The 16,180-nt window shown below is 63.0% G+C and carries 14 protein-coding genes; 13 read left to right on the top strand and 1 reads right to left on the bottom strand.

Going from position 1 to position 16,180, the window contains the following annotated elements:
- Positions 1–4 precede the first annotated feature (4 nt).
- Positions 5–1,228, bottom strand: coding sequence for an ROK family protein (locus tag NYQ88_RS04995; RefSeq protein ID WP_275653853.1), 1,224 nt, complete (start codon positions 1,226–1,228; stop codon positions 5–7).
- A 203-nt stretch (positions 1,229–1,431) separates the two neighbouring features.
- On the opposite strand from NYQ88_RS04995, the gene NYQ88_RS05000 reads away from it, so the two are divergent.
- The 13 genes from NYQ88_RS05000 to NYQ88_RS05060 all read left to right on the top strand — a co-directional run bounded on the left by NYQ88_RS05000 (position 1,432) and on the right by NYQ88_RS05060 (position 16,177).
- Positions 1,432–2,670 (top strand): extracellular solute-binding protein, encoded by a 1,239-nt coding sequence (locus NYQ88_RS05000; protein WP_275653854.1) that lies wholly within the window; start codon positions 1,432–1,434, stop codon positions 2,668–2,670.
- 105 nt (positions 2,671–2,775) lie between these two features.
- Positions 2,776–3,708, top strand: a complete 933-nt coding sequence (locus tag NYQ88_RS05005; RefSeq protein WP_275653855.1) for a sugar ABC transporter permease — start codon at positions 2,776–2,778, stop codon at positions 3,706–3,708.
- Positions 3,705–4,562, top strand: coding sequence for a carbohydrate ABC transporter permease (locus tag NYQ88_RS05010; RefSeq protein WP_275653856.1), 858 nt, complete (start codon positions 3,705–3,707; stop codon positions 4,560–4,562). Before NYQ88_RS05005 ends, NYQ88_RS05010 begins: the two co-directional genes overlap by 4 nt.
- A gap of 3 nt (positions 4,563–4,565) precedes the next feature.
- Complete coding sequence (gene argH / locus NYQ88_RS05015) at positions 4,566–6,074, top strand: argininosuccinate lyase (RefSeq protein WP_275653857.1); 1,509 nt, start codon at positions 4,566–4,568, stop codon at positions 6,072–6,074.
- Positions 6,074–7,144, top strand: a complete 1,071-nt coding sequence (gene ugpC / locus NYQ88_RS05020; protein WP_275653858.1) for a sn-glycerol-3-phosphate ABC transporter ATP-binding protein UgpC — start codon at positions 6,074–6,076, stop codon at positions 7,142–7,144. The genes argH and ugpC overlap by 1 nt, the downstream gene beginning before the upstream one ends.
- Positions 7,141–8,037 carry a PfkB family carbohydrate kinase gene (locus tag NYQ88_RS05025; RefSeq protein WP_275653859.1) on the top strand — a complete coding sequence of 299 codons (897 nt, stop codon included), beginning with the start codon at positions 7,141–7,143 and terminating at the stop codon, positions 8,035–8,037. Before ugpC ends, NYQ88_RS05025 begins: the two co-directional genes overlap by 4 nt.
- Positions 8,034–8,765: a glucosamine-6-phosphate deaminase gene (locus tag NYQ88_RS05030; RefSeq protein WP_275653860.1), complete on the top strand. Its 732-nt coding sequence runs from the start codon at positions 8,034–8,036 to the stop codon at positions 8,763–8,765. The genes NYQ88_RS05025 and NYQ88_RS05030 overlap by 4 nt, the downstream gene beginning before the upstream one ends.
- A 115-nt stretch (positions 8,766–8,880) precedes the next feature.
- Positions 8,881–9,870 carry a M23 family metallopeptidase gene (locus tag NYQ88_RS05035; RefSeq protein ID WP_275653861.1) on the top strand — a complete coding sequence of 330 codons (990 nt, stop codon included), beginning with the start codon at positions 8,881–8,883 and terminating at the stop codon, positions 9,868–9,870.
- A gap of 188 nt (positions 9,871–10,058) precedes the next feature.
- Positions 10,059–11,576, top strand: a complete 1,518-nt coding sequence (locus NYQ88_RS05040) for an ABC transporter substrate-binding protein (RefSeq protein ID WP_275653862.1) — start codon at positions 10,059–10,061, stop codon at positions 11,574–11,576.
- A gap of 86 nt (positions 11,577–11,662) precedes the next feature.
- Positions 11,663–12,622, top strand: a complete 960-nt coding sequence (locus NYQ88_RS05045; protein ID WP_275653863.1) for an ABC transporter permease — start codon at positions 11,663–11,665, stop codon at positions 12,620–12,622.
- Positions 12,622–13,461: an ABC transporter permease gene (locus NYQ88_RS05050; RefSeq protein WP_275653864.1), complete on the top strand. Its 840-nt coding sequence runs from the start codon at positions 12,622–12,624 to the stop codon at positions 13,459–13,461. Before NYQ88_RS05045 ends, NYQ88_RS05050 begins: the two co-directional genes overlap by 1 nt.
- Positions 13,458–15,182 carry an ABC transporter ATP-binding protein gene (locus NYQ88_RS05055; RefSeq protein ID WP_275653865.1) on the top strand — a complete coding sequence of 575 codons (1,725 nt, stop codon included), beginning with the start codon at positions 13,458–13,460 and terminating at the stop codon, positions 15,180–15,182. The genes NYQ88_RS05050 and NYQ88_RS05055 overlap by 4 nt, the downstream gene beginning before the upstream one ends.
- The gene (locus tag NYQ88_RS05060) at positions 15,182–16,177 is read left to right on the top strand and encodes a serine hydrolase domain-containing protein (protein ID WP_275653866.1); all 996 of its coding nucleotides are present in this window, start codon (positions 15,182–15,184) and stop codon (positions 16,175–16,177) included. The genes NYQ88_RS05055 and NYQ88_RS05060 overlap by 1 nt, the downstream gene beginning before the upstream one ends.
- Positions 16,178–16,180: the final 3 nt, after the last annotated feature.

The following is a 16,180-nucleotide window of genomic DNA, read 5'->3' on the forward strand; positions in this document are numbered from 1 at the left end:
AAAATCAGGTGGCGGGGCCGGCAGTGCTGAGGTGCGGCGAAACAGTGTCGAGCAGCGGCAGGGCGGCCGCGCCGAGGGCAGCGGTGAGGCGGCCGGTCTGGCCGCGAATGACGCGGGGCATGGTGCGCTTCTGGCGGGTGGCGACGGAGACCGGCAGGGGATCAAGCGCCGCGATGACCGCTTCGAGCACGGAATCGGGGAGGCCGCCGCCAAAAATGACGGTTTCGGGGTCGAAGATATTTTCCAGCATGGCGACCGTGGGCGCGAGATAGTCGGCAGCCATGGCGATCCAGTCGAGGAGGGTCTTGTCGCCCTCGTCGTGGAGGCGCTGGATGTCCTCGACATTGGCCGCGTAGATGCCCGCCATGGCAAGGCGTTCGCGCAGGGCGAAGACGGAAACGAACCGTTCGAGCGCGCCCGCCGGGCCATAGCGGGTGGCGCCATTGCGCGGCACGAGGCCGACATGGCCGATTTCACCGGCATTGCCGAAGGCGCCGCGCAGGGGACGGCCGTCCTGGATGACACCGAGGCCGAGACCGACCCCGAAATAGAGGTAGCAGAAGGAGCCCAGCTGGCGGCCGGCGCCATATAGGCGTTCGCCCACGACAGCGGCGGTGGCGTCGTTCTCGACCACGACATGCTGGCCGGTGGCTTTTGCAAAGAGCGCGACGGGATCGGTGCCGGTCCAGCCGGGGAGGGTGGCCGGGCCGACCGAGCTCATGCCCTCAACTTCAAACGGGCCGGGCATGACGACGCCGAGGCCGAGGAGCTTGTTGTGGTCGGCGCCGAGCGAGGCCTCGAGGCGGGCGACCTCCTTGGCGACGAGGCCGGGAACGACGTCCGGCCCGGCGTCGGGAAGGGGAATGATGGACTGGCCGCGAATGCCGCCCGAGAGGTCGAGGAGGGCGGTGACCATGTGGTCGGCGGCGATTTCGACGCCGGCGGTCAGCGGGCCATCGGGATTGACGGCGAACTGGATCGGCGGCTGGCCGCGACCGGAGCGCAGGCGCCCAAGCTCGATGAGCAGGCCCTCTTCAAGCAGTTCCTCGACAATATTGGCAACGGCCTGCGGGGTGAGCTGGGCCCGCCGGGCAATCTCCGTACGCCCCAGATGCTCGTGCATACGGATGACTTCGAGGACGACGCGGCGATTATGCGCGCGGTTCCGCTCGGGGTTCGACCCGATAGCCACGCGCTGGCGCAGTTCCGATTTCGTGCGTCCGCTCAATACCCTAGTCCTCCCCACGATACTGGCACCACGGTATGCCGTGATCGATGGTCACGATAGATCGCGAACAAAATAACTCAAGTAGATTATTTTATTGACAGGCGCGCCTGATCTGTTCGACGCTAAGGCCAGCTAGGCGGGAGTCCGCCTCAGGCTCGGAGAGAGGGCTGTCGCAGGGTTCGGCGGCCATACGGAGGAAAAGAATGCTCACCAAGGCAAAATTGGCCGGGCTCGTCGCCGGCGTCAGCTTCCTGGCAATGGGCGCGGCTCAGGCCGTCGAGATTGAATATTGGCAGTATGTTTTCGACAGCCGCATCCAGGCCATGGACAAGCTGATCGAGAATTTCGAGGCAGCCAATCCGGACATCACCGTCAAGCACACGACCTTCCCCTATGCGGACTACCAGACCCGCGTCGTCGCGGCCAAGGTTGCCGGCCAGGGTCCGGACGTGGTGCAGCTGTTCTACGGCTGGACCGATCAGTTCGTGAACGGCGGGCTGATCCAGCCGCTGGATCCGGCTGTGTTCCCGCACGCCGAGATCGAAGCCGACTTTTTCCCCATCGTCTCGGCGATGAAGCGCGGCGATGACTATTATGGTCTGCCGACCGCAGTGCGTTCGCTCGCCCTGTTCTACAACAAGGCGCTGTTTGCCGAAGCCGGTATCGAGCCGCCGACCAATCTCGAGGAGCTGCTCGCGGCTGCCGAGGCGACCACCAAGCGCGATGGCGGCGGCAATATCACCACCGCAGGCATCACGCTCGACATGGCCGGCCAGGACCACCACTGGTGGCGCGAGGCTCTCGTGCGCCAGAATGGCGGCGTGCCTTATGATGCCGAAGGCAATGTGGCCTACAATGATGCGGCCGGTGCCGCAGCGCTGAAGTTCTACACGGACCTCCAGACCGAGCAGAAGGTTGGTCTCGTCGGCTTCATGGATGAGGGTCAGGCAGCGTTCCGCGCCGGTCTTGCCGCCATGACCATCGACGGCACGTTCCGTCTCGGCGCCTTTGCCGGCAACCCGTTTGAATGGGGTGTGGTCGAGCTGCCGGCTGATGCCGATGGCATGCGTTCGAACTATTCGAGCTATTTCGCCAATGGTATCGGCGCGACCGCGGAGGGCGAAGAGCTCGAAGCGGCACAGAAGTTCCTCAAGTACATTTCCTCGCCCGAGGCGATGGAAATCTGGCTCGAGACTGTTGGCGAGCTTCCGGCCCGCCGCGACGTTGCGCTGACCGACGCCAATCTGGCCGACCCGATCCTCGGGCCGTTCCTCAAGGGTCTCGAATACGCCCACACCACGCGTTTCTATGATGAAGCTGGGCAGCGCCAGACGTCGATCGACATGGTCAATCGCGTCCTGCTCGAAGGTCAGTCCATCGAAGATTCCCTCGCCCAGGCCGCTCAGGCCGAGCAGGCAATCATCGACGCCGGCCGCCAGTAACAGAGAGCGCCCCGATATTGGTTGCTCCGGCTTCGGCCGGGGCGACTAGCGGGATCAATCGCCAGGGCTCCCACTGGAGCCCCGGCTAAACGTGCAGGAGCGAAAATGGCGTCGGTGAACGCAACTCCACAAGCAGGCCCTGTTCGCTTCTGGGACCGGCTGAATATTGGCACCAAGCGTGTCATCTGGGCCTGGACCTTCCTTGCCCTGCCCATTCTTTTTTACGCGGTGATCCGGTTTTATCCGACGTTCCAGGCGTTCTGGCTGTCGCTGACCAACTGGGACCTGCTGCGCCCCGCCCAATTCATCGGCTTTGCGAACTACCAGAAAATGTTCGCCGACCCGGTGTTCTGGAAAGTGTTCAACAACACCTTCCTCTATCTCATCATCGGTACGCCGCTGAGCCTCGTCATTTCGTTCGTGATCGCCTTCTATCTCGATCGCGTCCGCTTCATGCACGGCTTTATCCGCGCCCTCTATTTCCTGCCTTTCCTGACCACGGCCGCGGCCATGGGCTGGGTGTGGCGCTGGTTCTACCAGCCGGTTCCGATCGGGGTGATCAATGGGGTGCTGAGCTCGGTCGGTATCGCCCAGCAGCCGTTCCTCCGCTCGGTGGACCAGGCGCTGATCTCGATCCTGATCCCGGCAATCTGGGCGGGCCTGGGGTTCCAGATCATCATTTTCATGGCCGGCCTGCGCGCCATCCCCGGCACCTTCTATGAGGCGGCGCGGATCGACGGGCTCGGCGAAAGCGCCATCCTGCGCAAGATCACCATTCCGCTTCTGAAGCCGACGACGGTCTTCCTCGTGGTGTTCTCGTCCATCGGGTTCCTCCGCATTTTCGACCAGGTCTACAACATGACCACCAATGATCCGGGTGGGCCGCTCAATGCGACCAAGCCGCTGGTGCTCATGATCTATCAGACTGCGTTCTCGTCCTATCAGATGGGCTATGCCGCCGCGCAGACCGTGGTGCTGTTCACCATCCTGCTCATCGTGTCCCTGCTCCAGCTCTATGTGTTGAGGGAAAAGAAATGACCGCGACCACCTCAACTCCGGAGCTGGCAGCCAATCGCCGTGACATTCGCCCGGGGCGGATCATCACCTGGACGCTGCTGCTGATCGGCGGGCTCATCATGATCACGCCGCTCCTGTTCATGTTCTCGACCTCGCTGAAAACCTCGGCGCAGGTCTATGACCTCAAGCTGATCCCCGCCGCGCCGACGCTTGATAACTACTTCAAGGTGTTGGGGGACGGCCGCTTCATGCAGTGGTTCTTCAACTCGACCTTCATCGCGCTGACGGTGACGGCGTCGAACGTGTTTTTCGACAGTATCGTCGGCTATACGCTGGCCAAGTTCGAATTCCGCGGCCGCTATTTCATCTTCCTCGCCATTCTCTCGACGCTGATGATCCCCACCGAAATGCTGGTGATCCCGTGGTATCTGATGAGCAGCCAGCTCGGTTGGCTGGACAGCTATTGGGGCATCATGTTCCCCGGCATGATGACCGCCTTCGGGACGTTCCTGATGAAGCAGTTCTTCGAGGGTGTGCCGAACGACTTCCTCGAGGCGGCGCGCGTCGATGGGCTGAACGAATTCACCATATGGTGGAAGATCGCCATGCCCATGGTGGTGCCGGCGATCTCGGCGCTGGCGATTTTCACCTTCCTCGGCAATTGGACGGCGTTCTTCTGGCCGCTGATCGTGACCACCTCCAAGGAGCTTTATACGCTGCCGGTGGGCATCTCCTCTTTCTCGGCGGAAGCGTCGATCCAGTGGGAGCTGATCATGACCGGTGCGGCGATCGGCACGATCCCGACGCTCCTCGTCTTCCTCGTGCTGCAGCGCTACATCGTTCGCGGTGTGATGCTGGCCGGTCTGAAGGGCTAAGCGATGAGTGATCCACGCCTAACCGACGCTTCGGTCTTCCCCGATCCGGTCTACAAAGAAACCGTTCTGGCGCCGCTGTTTGATGGCGCCAAGGACCACCATGTCGCGGGTTTTCGGGCCATCGACCGGGCGCATCTGGTGATGCTGGCGGAAACCGGCATTCTCGATGGCGAACAGTCCCGCGATATCGCCAAGGCGCTCGACAGCATTGATGCCGAGATTGACCCGACAACGCTCGTCTATACCGGTGAGGTGGAGGACTTCTTCTTCCTCATCGAGAAGGAGCTGAAAAAGCGCGTCGGGCCGGACCTCGGCGGGCGGCTGCACACCTCGCGGTCGCGCAATGATATCGACCACACGCTGTTCAAGCTCGGACTGCGCGAGCGGATGAATGTGCTGCTCGAAAAGGCGCTGGCGCTGCATGGCGCGCTAATCGCGGCGGCGGAGCGGGAAAAGGCGACGTTGATCGTGGCCTACACCCATGGCCAACCGGCCCAGCCGACGACGTTCGGGCATTATCTCTCGGCGGTGGTGGAATTTGTCGGACGGGATATCGAACGGCTGTTTGAAGCCTATGGCATTCTCGATCTGTCGCCGATGGGCGCGGCTGCGATCACCACGTCGGGGTTCCCGATTGATCGGCAGCGCGTGGCAGATCTGCTCGGCTTTGCCGCGCCGCTGCAGAATTCCTATTCCTGCATTGCCGGGGTGGACTACATCACCTCGACCTATTCGGCGATCGAATTGATGTTCCTCCACCTGGGGCGGGTCATTCAGGATTTCCAGGTGTGGACGAGCTTTGAGGTGGGGCAGATCTATGTGCCCAACAGCCTCGTGCAGATCTCCTCGATCATGCCGCAAAAGCGCAATCCGGTGCCGATCGAGCATTTGCGGCATCTGTCGAGCCAGACCGTCGGGCGGGCGCAGGCCATGCTGACGGTGATACACAACACGCCGTTCACCGACATGAACGACAGCGAGGGCGAGACGCAGGCCATGGGCTATGGAGCCTTTGCCAGCGCCTATCGCGTGCTCGATCTGCTGGCGGCGCTGGTGGCGCAGATCCGGATCAATCCGGACCGGGTGCGGGAAAATATCTCGCGGTCGTGCATCACCATCACCGAGCTGGCCGATAGCCTGGTGCGGCGGGAAGGGTTGTCCTTCCGCGAAGGGCACGAGATTGCTGCGGCCGTCGCCAAGGCCGTGGTGGCCAAACAGGGCGATCTGGCGCGCGACGGTTTTGAGACGTTCAAGGCAGCGTTCCAGCACGCAACCGGGCGCGAGACCAAGCTCGATGCGGCAGCCTTTGCCGAGATCGTGTCGCCGGAATATTTCGTTGCCGTCCGCAGCCGCTATGGCGGGCCGGCACCGGAGCCGCTGAACGCGGCGATCGCCGGCTACAAGGCACAGGCAGAAGAGCTTTCCGCCAGACACCAGACATTTTTGCGCCGCCAGGCTGAGGCCGCGCGCACGCTCAACGAGCGCTTCAACGCATTGAAGGGAGCCGCATAATGGCCTCGATCGAACTCAAGGGACTGGTCAAGGAATACGGCAAGACCCGCGCCGTGCATGGCATTGACCTCAAGATTGAAGATGGCGAATTCGTCGTGTTCGTGGGCCCTTCGGGCTGCGGCAAGTCGACCACGCTGCGCATGATTGCTGGCCTAGAGGATATCTCGGGCGGGCAGCTGCTGATCGGCGACGAAGTGGTGAACCAGCGCGAGCCCAAGCAGCGCAACATCGCCATGGTGTTCCAGAACTACGCCATCTACCCGCACATGACCGTGGGGCAGAACATCGGCTTCGGGCTCTATACGTCCAAGCTGACCAAGGAAGAAAAGCAGAAGCGTATTGCCGAGACGGGCAAGATCCTTGGGCTCGAAAAGCTGCTCGATCGTCGTCCGGCGGCGCTTTCCGGCGGCCAGCGCCAGCGCGTTGCCATTGGCCGCGCCATGGTGCGCGACCCGGTGGCGTTCCTGTTTGACGAGCCGCTGTCCAACCTCGACGCACAGCTGCGCAGCCAGATGCGCATGGAGATCAAGAGCCTCCATCGCCGGCTGGGCACTACGATCGTCTATGTGACCCATGATCAGGTGGAAGCCATGACCATGGCCGACAAGATCGTGGTGATGAAGGATGGGCACATCCTGCAGGTCGGCACGCCGACCGATCTCTACGAAAATCCGCAGGATGTGTTCACCGCGCGCTTCATCGGCAGCCCGTCGATGAACATGGTGGCCGGGACGGTGGCCTCGGGCGTCCTCAATGTCGAGGGTGCCACGGTTTCGGGGCTGACCCTGCCGTCACAGGCGAACAAGGTGCTGGTCGGCATTCGTCCGCATGACCTGGTGGTGACCGAGGACGTTGGCGGCTCGGGTCTGAGTGCGCGCGGCGAGGTTGAGGCGGTCGAGCCGCTGGGCTCGGAAACGCTGGTGCACGTCAAGCTGGGCGACAGCCTGATCATTGCGACCGCGCCGGGCCGCGTGGTGCCGGCGGTCGGCAGCACGGTGTCGATCAAGGCAGAGGCCGGTTCGCTTTATCTCTTTGATGCCGCCACCGAAAAGGCCCTGGGCCGCGCATGACTTTCTCCCCTAAAGCCGGGGCTGTTCTCAGCCTCGGACGGATTTATTGCGACCTCGTGTTCCGCGGGCTCGACGGCCTGCCGCAAATGGGCCGCGAGGTATTTTCCGAGGAGTTCGAGGTCACTCCGGGCGGCGGGGCGCTGATCACGGCGGCCCATCTCGTCGGGATCGGCCGAGCGGCGGCACCTGTCGCGTGCTTTGGCACGGATGGGCTGTCGCGCAGCGTTGAGGAGACGATCGAGACGCTGGGGCTCGATCTGCGGTTTCTCGACAAGCACGAGACGGCCGGGCCGCAGCTGACCGTGGTCATGGTGGGCGAGAGTGACAGGGCGTTTCTATCGAAGCGCGCCGGACATGCGCGTCCGGCCAGTTTTGAGGAAAGTCTTGCCTGGAGCGAGGCGGGGCACCTCCATATCGCCGAATATGCGACGCTCCACGAAATGCCTGATGCCATTGCCGCGGCAAAGCGGCACGGGCTGAGCGTCTCCATCGATCCCAGCTGGGACGACCAGCTGATCCGCGATCCGCAGTTCTTCGAGCGCTGCGCTGGAGCCGATATTTTCCTGCCCAATCAGGAGGAAGCGCATGCGCTGACCGGCGAGAGCGATCCGGCGCGGGCCCTGGCGGTGCTGGCCAGGCACTTCCCTATCGTGGCCGTGAAGTGCGGTGGCGATGGCGCCCATTTGGCGGTGGACGGCGAGACCCTTTATTTGCCTTCTCCGGCAGTAACGGTCATAGACACCACCGGCGCGGGTGACGCATTCAATGCCGGGTTCTTGAACGCCTGGCTCAATGGCGCGGACGGCAGGGAATGCCTCGCAGCGGCCATTGCGGTTGGTAGCAAGTCCGTCCAGGCGTCGGGCGGCACAGGAAGTTTACGGATCTCAGCATGAACACTCCAGAGTTTCGGGTATTCGGCTCGGCGCAGGCCGTGGCCAGCGCAGTCGCACAGCATATCGCCGACACGGTGAAGGCCAATCCCTCGGTGACGCTTGGTCTGGCCACCGGCAAGACCTTCATCTCCATCTATGCCGAGCTGATCGCGCTTTATCGCCAGGGCGGACTCTCGTTCGCCGCGGTGGAGAGCTTCAATCTCGACGAATATATCGGCCTGCCAGCGGGGCATCCGGCTTCGTTCCGTAGCTATATGGAAGAGCATCTGTTCAGCCAGATCGATCTGCCGGCACATAGCGGCCACCTGCCGGGTGTCGAAGGCGACATCGAACAAGCTTGTCGCGACTATGAAGCCGCCATTGCGGCGCGCGGCGGTATCGACCTGCAGCTGCTCGGGATCGGCCAGAACGGCCATATCGGTTTTAACGAGCCGGGTTCGCCCTTCGACAGCCACACGCGGATCGTCGACCTGACTCCATCGACCATTGCGGCCAACACATCGGACTTCCCGGAAGGCGAAGTGCCGCCGCCGCAGGCTGTGACCATGGGCGTCGGCACGATCATGCAGGCCAAGGAAATCGTCCTCGTGGCGATCGGCGCCAACAAGGCTGAGGCGCTGGACAAGGCGTTCCGCGCCGAACCGAGCCTTGATTGCCCGGCGTCCGCCCTGCACAACCATGCCCATGTCATCGTTTATTGCGATGAAGCGGCGATGGGCGGGAAGTAAGTCTTTTTCGATCCTGGTTGTGGCCCCCTGGGGCCACGACCATCTCCGCTTGGCGCGCGGTCACATCCCGGTCACTTTGGCCCCTGAGGGTAGGGGCGACAGGGAGATCCAGCCGATGCGATTGCTGCCAATAATCTTTGCCATGATGAGTGTCGCTCCCGCTATCGGGCAGCAGCCGGCCCTGGAGCAGGGGCAGGCGGCGGCGGAGGCGTTTGTCTCGGGCGCATTGCCCGAGCTTTGGGACGACATGTCCGCCTCCATGCAGGAGGTGTTCGGTGGGCTGGCCGGGCTCGAGCAGTTTCAGATCGGGGTGACCACCAGCTTCGGGGAAGAGCTGGAGGTGCTGAGCGAAAATGTGGCGCCCAGTGGCGCGCTCTCGGTCTATACGCGGGTGTCCCGCTGGTCGCTGTCGGAGACGCCGCTGATCATCCAGCTCGCCATTGCGCCGGAGGGCGAGATAGACGGCTTTCTCGTCCAGCCAGAGCCCCAGCTGGCCGAGAGCGAGTATCTCGACTACGAGACCAAGGCCGAGCTTTCCCTGCCGTTCAAAGGCGAGTGGTTCGTCGTCTGGGGCGGACGAACGCTCGAAGCCAATTATCATGCTGCCAACCGCGAACAGCGTTTCGCCATGGACGCGCTGATCATGCGGGATGGCAAGACGCACGCGGGCGAGGCGAGCGTACTCGAAAACTATTATTGCTGGGACGAACCGATCCTGTCGCCGGGAAAAGGAACACTTGTCGCGGTGGTGTCTGACCTGCCTGACAATCCGATCGGGGAGACCGATGCGGCCAATCCGGCCGGAAACCACGTGGTCATCGACCTTGGGAACAGCGAGTTTGCCTTCCTCGGGCACATGCGGGAGGGCAGCATTTCGCTTGAGGTCGGCGATGAGGTGACGACCGGGCAGGAACTGGGACGGTGCGGCAATAGCGGCAATACCTCCGAGCCGCATCTGCACCTTCATCTGCAGACGACGACAGACCTCACCGATGGCGAGGGGCTTCCTGCATTCTTCGTCAATTACACGGCCGACGGAAAACCCGTCGAACGCGGCGAGCCGCAGGCGGGGCAATTCGTCTCAGGGGCGTTCGACAGGCCATGAAGCTGTAGATTGGTCGCCTTGGCCGCAGCCAATCTACTATCAAATCCAGTCCATTGTGATACCACTCTCGACAAGGCTGGGAGAAGCCTCCTAAGCTCGGCTCAATGGCCGGGTGGTTTTCTCCGGCTGCGCCAGGACAATCGAGGTGCACGCTGGCGCACAGAGATCGCACCTCAAAGGGAGATGACATGACTTTCAAGTTTTCCCGGACTGTGCTCGCCGGTCTGACCGCTGCCCTCGTGGCCAGTGTCGGCGTCGTGCTGCCGGCACAGGCCGCAAATCTGCGGATGGCCTGGGCGCAGGACGCCGCTGGTCTTGACCCGCACACCCAGCCGGCCTTTTCGTCGCTGCGCCTGCTCGAGCTCATCTATGAGCCGCTGGTTCGCCACGATGCCGCGCTGGACGTGGTTCCGGCCATTGCCGAGAGCTGGACGTTCTCCGACGACGGCCTGACGCTGACCTTCAAGCTCGATCCGAACGCCAAGTTCAGCGACGGCGCACAGGTGACTGCCGAGGACGTGAAGGCCTCGTTCGAGCGCCTGCTCGACGAAGCGACTGCCGCTGTCGCCCGCTCGAACTTCCTCTCGATCTCCTCGATCGAAGTGACCGATCCGGCAACCGTGGTGTTTACCCTGTCGCAGCCGGACGCGCCGATCCTGGTGGCTATGGCTTCGATCAACGCTGCCATCCTGCCGGCCAAGGCAATTGCCGAAGGCTCGATTGCGACCACGACGCTGGGCTCGGGCCCGTTCGTGCTCGACAGCTGGGAGCCAAACTCCCGCGAAGTGCTGAGCGTCAACCCGAACTGGGCTGGCGGCGAGATCGCCTATGACGGCATCACCATCTCGGTCCTGCCCGACGAGACCGCAATCCTGGCTTCGCTGCGCGCTGGCCAGACCGATTTCGCGCTGATCAATGATCCGCTGGTGGCAACGCTGGTTCCGAACGAAGCGAACCTGCAGCTCAACGCCGTTCCGGGCCTTGCCTATAACGTGCTGCAGCTCAACCCGGCCCGCGCGCCGATGGACAACCTCAAGGTTCGTCAGGCGATTTCCTGCGCCGTTGACCGCCAGGACGTGCTCGACACCGCTCTCGTCGGTGAAGGCAAGGTGACGGGCCCGCTGACCATGCCGGCCTATGCCGTCGATCCCTCGACGCTGTTCTGCTACGAGCAGGACATCGAAAAGGCCAAGGCCCTGATGGCTGAATCCGGCGTTGACGGCTTCACCGCCAAGGTGATCGCCGCCACCGGCGAGCCCCCGGTTGCTTCGGCTGAAGCCCAGGTGCTGCAGAGCCAGCTGGCTGAGATCGGCGTCAAGCTCGAGATCGAACTGATGGAATTGTCCGTCTATGTCGACCGCTGGCTGGCTGGCGATTTCGACATGGCAGTTGCCCAGAACGGTGGTCGCGCGGATCCGTACCCGATGTACAACCGCTACTTCACCAAGGAAGGCAACCTTCAGAAGGTTTCCAACTTTGCTGACGACGAGATCGATAGCCTGCTCCAGCAGGGCCGTGTCGAGACCGACCTCGCCAAGCGCAAGGAAATCTTCGCCAAGTTCGAACAGCGCATCACCGAGCTTGCTCCGTGGGTGTGGCTCTCGACCTCCAACACCTACACCGCTCAGCTCAAGACCCTGTCGGGCTTCGAGCCGTCGGCAACCGGCACGCTGTTTGGCCTCACCAAGGTGACGCTCGGTCAGTAATTTCCGATCTTGGGGCGGGCCTTGCGGCCCGCCTCCTCCTGCCCGAGGTCGGCCTTTTCACTTCTTTCATCCAGGGACCTTAGGCCATGAACTATCTGGCGCGACGGCTGCTGACATTTCCGCTGATCCTGATCGGCGTGTCGCTGCTGGTGTTCTTTTCCATCCGCATGATCCCCGGCGACGCCATTACCGCGATGCTGGGCACCGAGTCCGGTCTGCTGACGCCGGCCCAGCGCCAGGCGCTGGCGGTGTATTTCGGTATCGATCAGCCGGTTATCGTCCAGTATGGCCGCTGGCTGGCGGGTGTGGTGCAGGGTGATCTCGGCATATCGGTGACGCATGGCCGTTCGGTCATGACCATTATTCTCGAGCGCTTTCCGCTGACGCTGCAGATGGCGCTGATGTCCATGGTGATCGCGCTGGCGATCGGCATTCCGGCCGGTGTGCTGGCCGCGACGCGGGCCGAAAAATCCACCGACGTGGTGGTGCGCATCTTTGCCATGCTGGGCCAGTCGACGCCGGGCTTTGTCGTCGGCCTCGTCATCATCTATGTGCTCTCGGTCTATTTTGGCTACATCCCGACCATGGGCAGCTTCGTGCCCTTCTGGGTCGATCCAATGGCCAATCTGGCGCAGCTGATTTTCCCCGCCGTTACGCTGGGCTTTGCCTTTGCCGCCTCGGTGACGCGCATTTCGCGCTCGGCCATGCTCGATGTCCTGAGCGACGACTATATCCGCACGGCGCGCGCCAAGGGCGTGCCCAAGCGGAATGTGATCTGGCGCCATGCGCTGCCCAATGCGCTTATTCCCGTGGTGACGCTGAGCGGCGTCGAATTCGGCTATCTCCTTGGTGGCGCTGTCATCGTCGAGCAGATCTTTGCCCTGCCGGGGCTGGGGCGCCTCACGCTCGAAGCCATCGGCCAGCGTGACTATGCGCTGGTGCAGGGGTGCGTGCTCTTTATCGCCTTCAACTTCCTTGTGGTGAACCTCTTGGTCGACCTTGCCTATGCGGCGCTCGATCCCCGTATTCGTCTGGGAGCCCGCTGATGCGCATTCTCAAGGCCATCGCGGCCCATCCGACCGGCCGTATCGGCGCGGCTATTATCCTCGTCTATCTCATCCTGGCGGTCTGCGGTTCTTTCGGCTTCACGCCGCATGATCCGATCCAGCAATTTCGCGTCGATCGGCTGAAGCCGCCCAATGAGACCTATCTCATGGGCACCGACCTCTTTGGGCGCGATACGGCGAGCCGTCTCATGGCCGGTATCGGGCAGTCCTTCGTCATCGCCTTTGCCTCGGTGGGGCTGGCGACGCTGCTTGGGACCATCATTGGCCTTCTCGCCGGATGGTGGGGCGGGTGGCTCGATGGCGTCTTCATGCGCTCGATGGACGTGCTGCTGGCGTTTCCGGCAATCCTCCTGGCGCTGCTGATCATCGCCATTGTCGGGCCGGGGACCATGACCAGTGTGGTTGCCATTGCCTCGGTCTATACGCCGATCTTTGCGCGCGTGGTGCGGGGGCCGACGCTGTCGCTCAAGCGCCGTGATTTTGTTGACGCGGCGCGCACTTTTGGCAGCTCGCAGCGCTACATCATGAGCCGGCATCTGCTGCTCAATCTCGTCGCGCCGCTAACCGTGCAAGTGACCTTGGCGCTGGCCTGGGCCCTTCTTACCGAAGCGGGCCTGAGCTTCCTTGGCCTCGGCACGCAGCCCCCGGCACCCTCGCTGGGACTGATGATGAGCGAGGCACGCAATCTGATGCAGCAGGCGCCGTGGCTCCTGGCCTTCCCGGGCCTCACCATCATGCTCGGTATTCTGGGCTTCAACCTCTTCGGAGACGCCTTGCGCGATATTCTCGATCCCAAGAGCCAGGGGAGAGCATCATGACTTCGCTTCTCTCTGTACGGGACCTTAAGGTCGGCTTCGGTAAATCGGCGGCCGAAAACCCGGTGGTCAAGGGTGTTAGTTTCGAGCTCAAGGCGGGTGAAACCCTTGCCATTGTGGGCGAGAGCGGTTCGGGCAAATCGGTGACGTCGCTGTCGATCAACCGGCTTGTCGATTTCGGCGGTGGCCGGATTGTTGGCGGGTCGATGGATCTGCAACGCGCGGATGGGTCGGTGCTCGACCTCATCGCTGCGGGCGAAGATGTGCTCACGGGCATTCGCGGTAGCGAGATCGCCATGATCTTCCAGGAGCCGATGACCTCGCTCAATCCGGTGCACACCATCGGGCAGCAGATCGAGGAAGCCTTCCGGCTCAACCGCGGGCTCGAAGGTGCGGCGGCCAAGAAGGCGGCGCAGGAAGCGCTGGAGCGCGTGCGTATTCCCGACGCGGCGGAGCGCTTGAAATATTATCCGCACCAGCTTTCGGGCGGCATGCGCCAACGCGTGATGATCGCCATGGCGCTGGCCGGAAATCCGCGTCTGCTGATCGCTGACGAGCCGACCACGGCGCTCGATGTGACGGTGCAGGCCCAGATCATGGCGCTGCTGGCCGAGCTCAAGACCGAACTCAACATGGCGATGATCTTCATCACCCATGACATGGGGCTCGTCGCCGGCATCGCGGACCAGATCATGGTGATGCAGCATGGGCTGGCCGTGGAGCAGGGGCCTACGGACGAAGTACTCGACAATCCGCAGCATGAGTACACCAGGCATCTGCTCAACGCAGTGCCGCATTTTGATGGCGGCACCTCAATCCGGCGGGACCAGCCGGCAGGCGAGCGCAAGCCGGTAGTGGCGGTCGAGAATTTGACCGTGCGCTTCCCAACGGGCAGCGGGTTTTTCGCCAAGAACAAGGGCGCGATCCACGCCGTTGAAGGGGTGGATTTCGATCTGGTGGCCGGGGAAACCCTTGCCATTGTTGGCGAAAGCGGCTCGGGGAAATCGACGACCGCGCGGGCTATTCTCGGGCTGGTCGAGGCGACCCGCGGCAAGATTGAAACCGCGCCTGGCAAGTCCAACCGGCCGGTGCAGATGGTGTTCCAGGACCCGTTTGCTTCGCTCAACCCGCGGCTCAATGTCGAAAGCCTGATGGCCGAGCCGGCGATCGCGGCGGGGCAGCGCGTGGACGACAAATTGCGCGAACGCATGGTGTTCCTGCTCGAGCGCGTGGGGCTTTCGGCCGATGTGCTGGAGCGCTACCCGCACCAGTTTTCGGGCGGGCAGCGGCAGCGCCTCTGCATTGCGCGGGCGCTGATGCTGAACCCGGATGTGGTGGTGCTGGACGAGGCGGTGTCGGCGCTGGACGTGTCGGTGCAGGCGCGTGTGCTCGATCTTCTGATTGATCTGCAACACGAATTTGGTCTCGCCTATCTCTTCATCTCGCACGACATGGCCGTGGTGGAGCGCATCGCGCACCGCGTGGCGGTGATGTATGCCGGGCAGGTGGTGGAGATCGGGGCAGCCGAGGCAGTGCTAGCGCGGCCGCACCATTCCTATACCAAGCGGCTGATCGCAGCCGTGCCGGGCATGGAGCGGCGGCGGCAGCGCTATGATGTCGACACCACGGCCGTGCCCTCGCTGATCCGTCCGAAGGGATACGAGCCAAAGCTCGCCAGCTGGGTCGAGGTGGGTGAGGATCATCTGGCAAGGGCGGAAAGCTGATGCACGACAAGTTTGACAGGGCCTTTAGCCTTCTGGCCGATGCCGTCGCTGCCGGAAAAATCCCCGGCGGCGTGCTCGGCCATGTCGATGGCGCGGGCAATCGGATGGTGCGCGCCATTGGCGAGGCGCAGAAAGTGCCGGCGTCGCGCCCGATCAGCGAAGACATTTGGTTTGACCTCGCCTCGCTGACCAAGGTGCTGTTCACGACGCCGAAAATTCTCGAGCTGGCCAATGCGGGCACGATTGATCTTGATGCGCCGCTGACTTCGGTCATTCCGGACTTTGCGCAGTACAATGCTGACAATTGGCAGCGCAAAATCACCTTCCGGCAGTGCCTCGGGCACCAGACGCCGTTTCCGGGGGTGTTTCCGCTCTATACCTATGGGAGCGACCCCAACCTCTTGCGGCATTTCGTGCTGCAGCGGGACTGGCCGGCGGGGCCATCGGTCTATTCGGATATCAATTATATCCTGCTCGGCATTGCCATTGAGCGGCTGGCGGGCACGAGCATCCGCAATATCGCGCCACGGGATGGCTTTGCCTGGGGCGCGGCGCCTGACACGGCCGCGGCCACCGAATATTGCGCCTGGCGGGGTCGAGTGCTCTGCGGGGAAGTGCATGACGAGAACTGCTCGGCGCTGCAGGGGGCTGGCCATGCCGGGCTCTTCGGTACCGTTTCGGCTGTGCTCGATTTCGGCCATGACGCGCTGACCGCCACCGGAGACTTTGCCAAGGCGGTCGAGCTGATGCGCACGCCGGTGTTTGGCCGCCGGACGCATGGCTGGGAGCGGCCCTATGAGGGGTGGTCGGGGGGCGAGCTCGCTTCCAAAGCAACAATCGGCCACACCGGCTTTACCGGGACCGGGCTCTGGATCGATTTCGAGCGCGGCCACTCGTGGACGCTGCTCACCAATCGCGTTCACCCCACCCGCCATTTCGATAGCGGCATCTTTGCCCTGCGTCGCGCTGTCAGCGACTGCATCAACGCCAAATAAGGA

The sequence above is a fragment of the Devosia sp. SD17-2 genome (assembly GCF_029201565.1).
In the GTDB taxonomy this organism is placed as follows: Bacteria; Pseudomonadota; Alphaproteobacteria; order Rhizobiales; family Devosiaceae; genus Devosia.

Bases quoted from the DNA above. Each gene is read 5' to 3' on its own strand.
- NYQ88_RS05000 (WP_275653854.1), top strand. From the start codon at position 1,432: ATGCTCACCAAGGCAAAATTGGCCGGGCTCGTCGCCGGCGTCAGCTTC.
- NYQ88_RS05005 (WP_275653855.1), top strand. From the start codon at position 2,776: ATGGCGTCGGTGAACGCAACTCCACAAGCAGGCCCTGTTCGCTTCTGG.
- NYQ88_RS05010 (WP_275653856.1), top strand. From the start codon at position 3,705: ATGACCGCGACCACCTCAACTCCGGAGCTGGCAGCCAATCGCCGTGAC.
- argH (WP_275653857.1), top strand. From the start codon at position 4,566: ATGAGTGATCCACGCCTAACCGACGCTTCGGTCTTCCCCGATCCGGTC.
- ugpC (WP_275653858.1), top strand. From the start codon at position 6,074: ATGGCCTCGATCGAACTCAAGGGACTGGTCAAGGAATACGGCAAGACC.
- NYQ88_RS05025 (WP_275653859.1), top strand. From the start codon at position 7,141: ATGACTTTCTCCCCTAAAGCCGGGGCTGTTCTCAGCCTCGGACGGATT.
- NYQ88_RS05030 (WP_275653860.1), top strand. From the start codon at position 8,034: ATGAACACTCCAGAGTTTCGGGTATTCGGCTCGGCGCAGGCCGTGGCC.
- NYQ88_RS05035 (WP_275653861.1), top strand. From the start codon at position 8,881: ATGCGATTGCTGCCAATAATCTTTGCCATGATGAGTGTCGCTCCCGCT.
- NYQ88_RS05040 (WP_275653862.1), top strand. From the start codon at position 10,059: ATGACTTTCAAGTTTTCCCGGACTGTGCTCGCCGGTCTGACCGCTGCC.
- NYQ88_RS05045 (WP_275653863.1), top strand. From the start codon at position 11,663: ATGAACTATCTGGCGCGACGGCTGCTGACATTTCCGCTGATCCTGATC.
- NYQ88_RS05050 (WP_275653864.1), top strand. From the start codon at position 12,622: ATGCGCATTCTCAAGGCCATCGCGGCCCATCCGACCGGCCGTATCGGC.
- NYQ88_RS05055 (WP_275653865.1), top strand. From the start codon at position 13,458: ATGACTTCGCTTCTCTCTGTACGGGACCTTAAGGTCGGCTTCGGTAAA.
- NYQ88_RS05060 (WP_275653866.1), top strand. From the start codon at position 15,182: ATGCACGACAAGTTTGACAGGGCCTTTAGCCTTCTGGCCGATGCCGTC.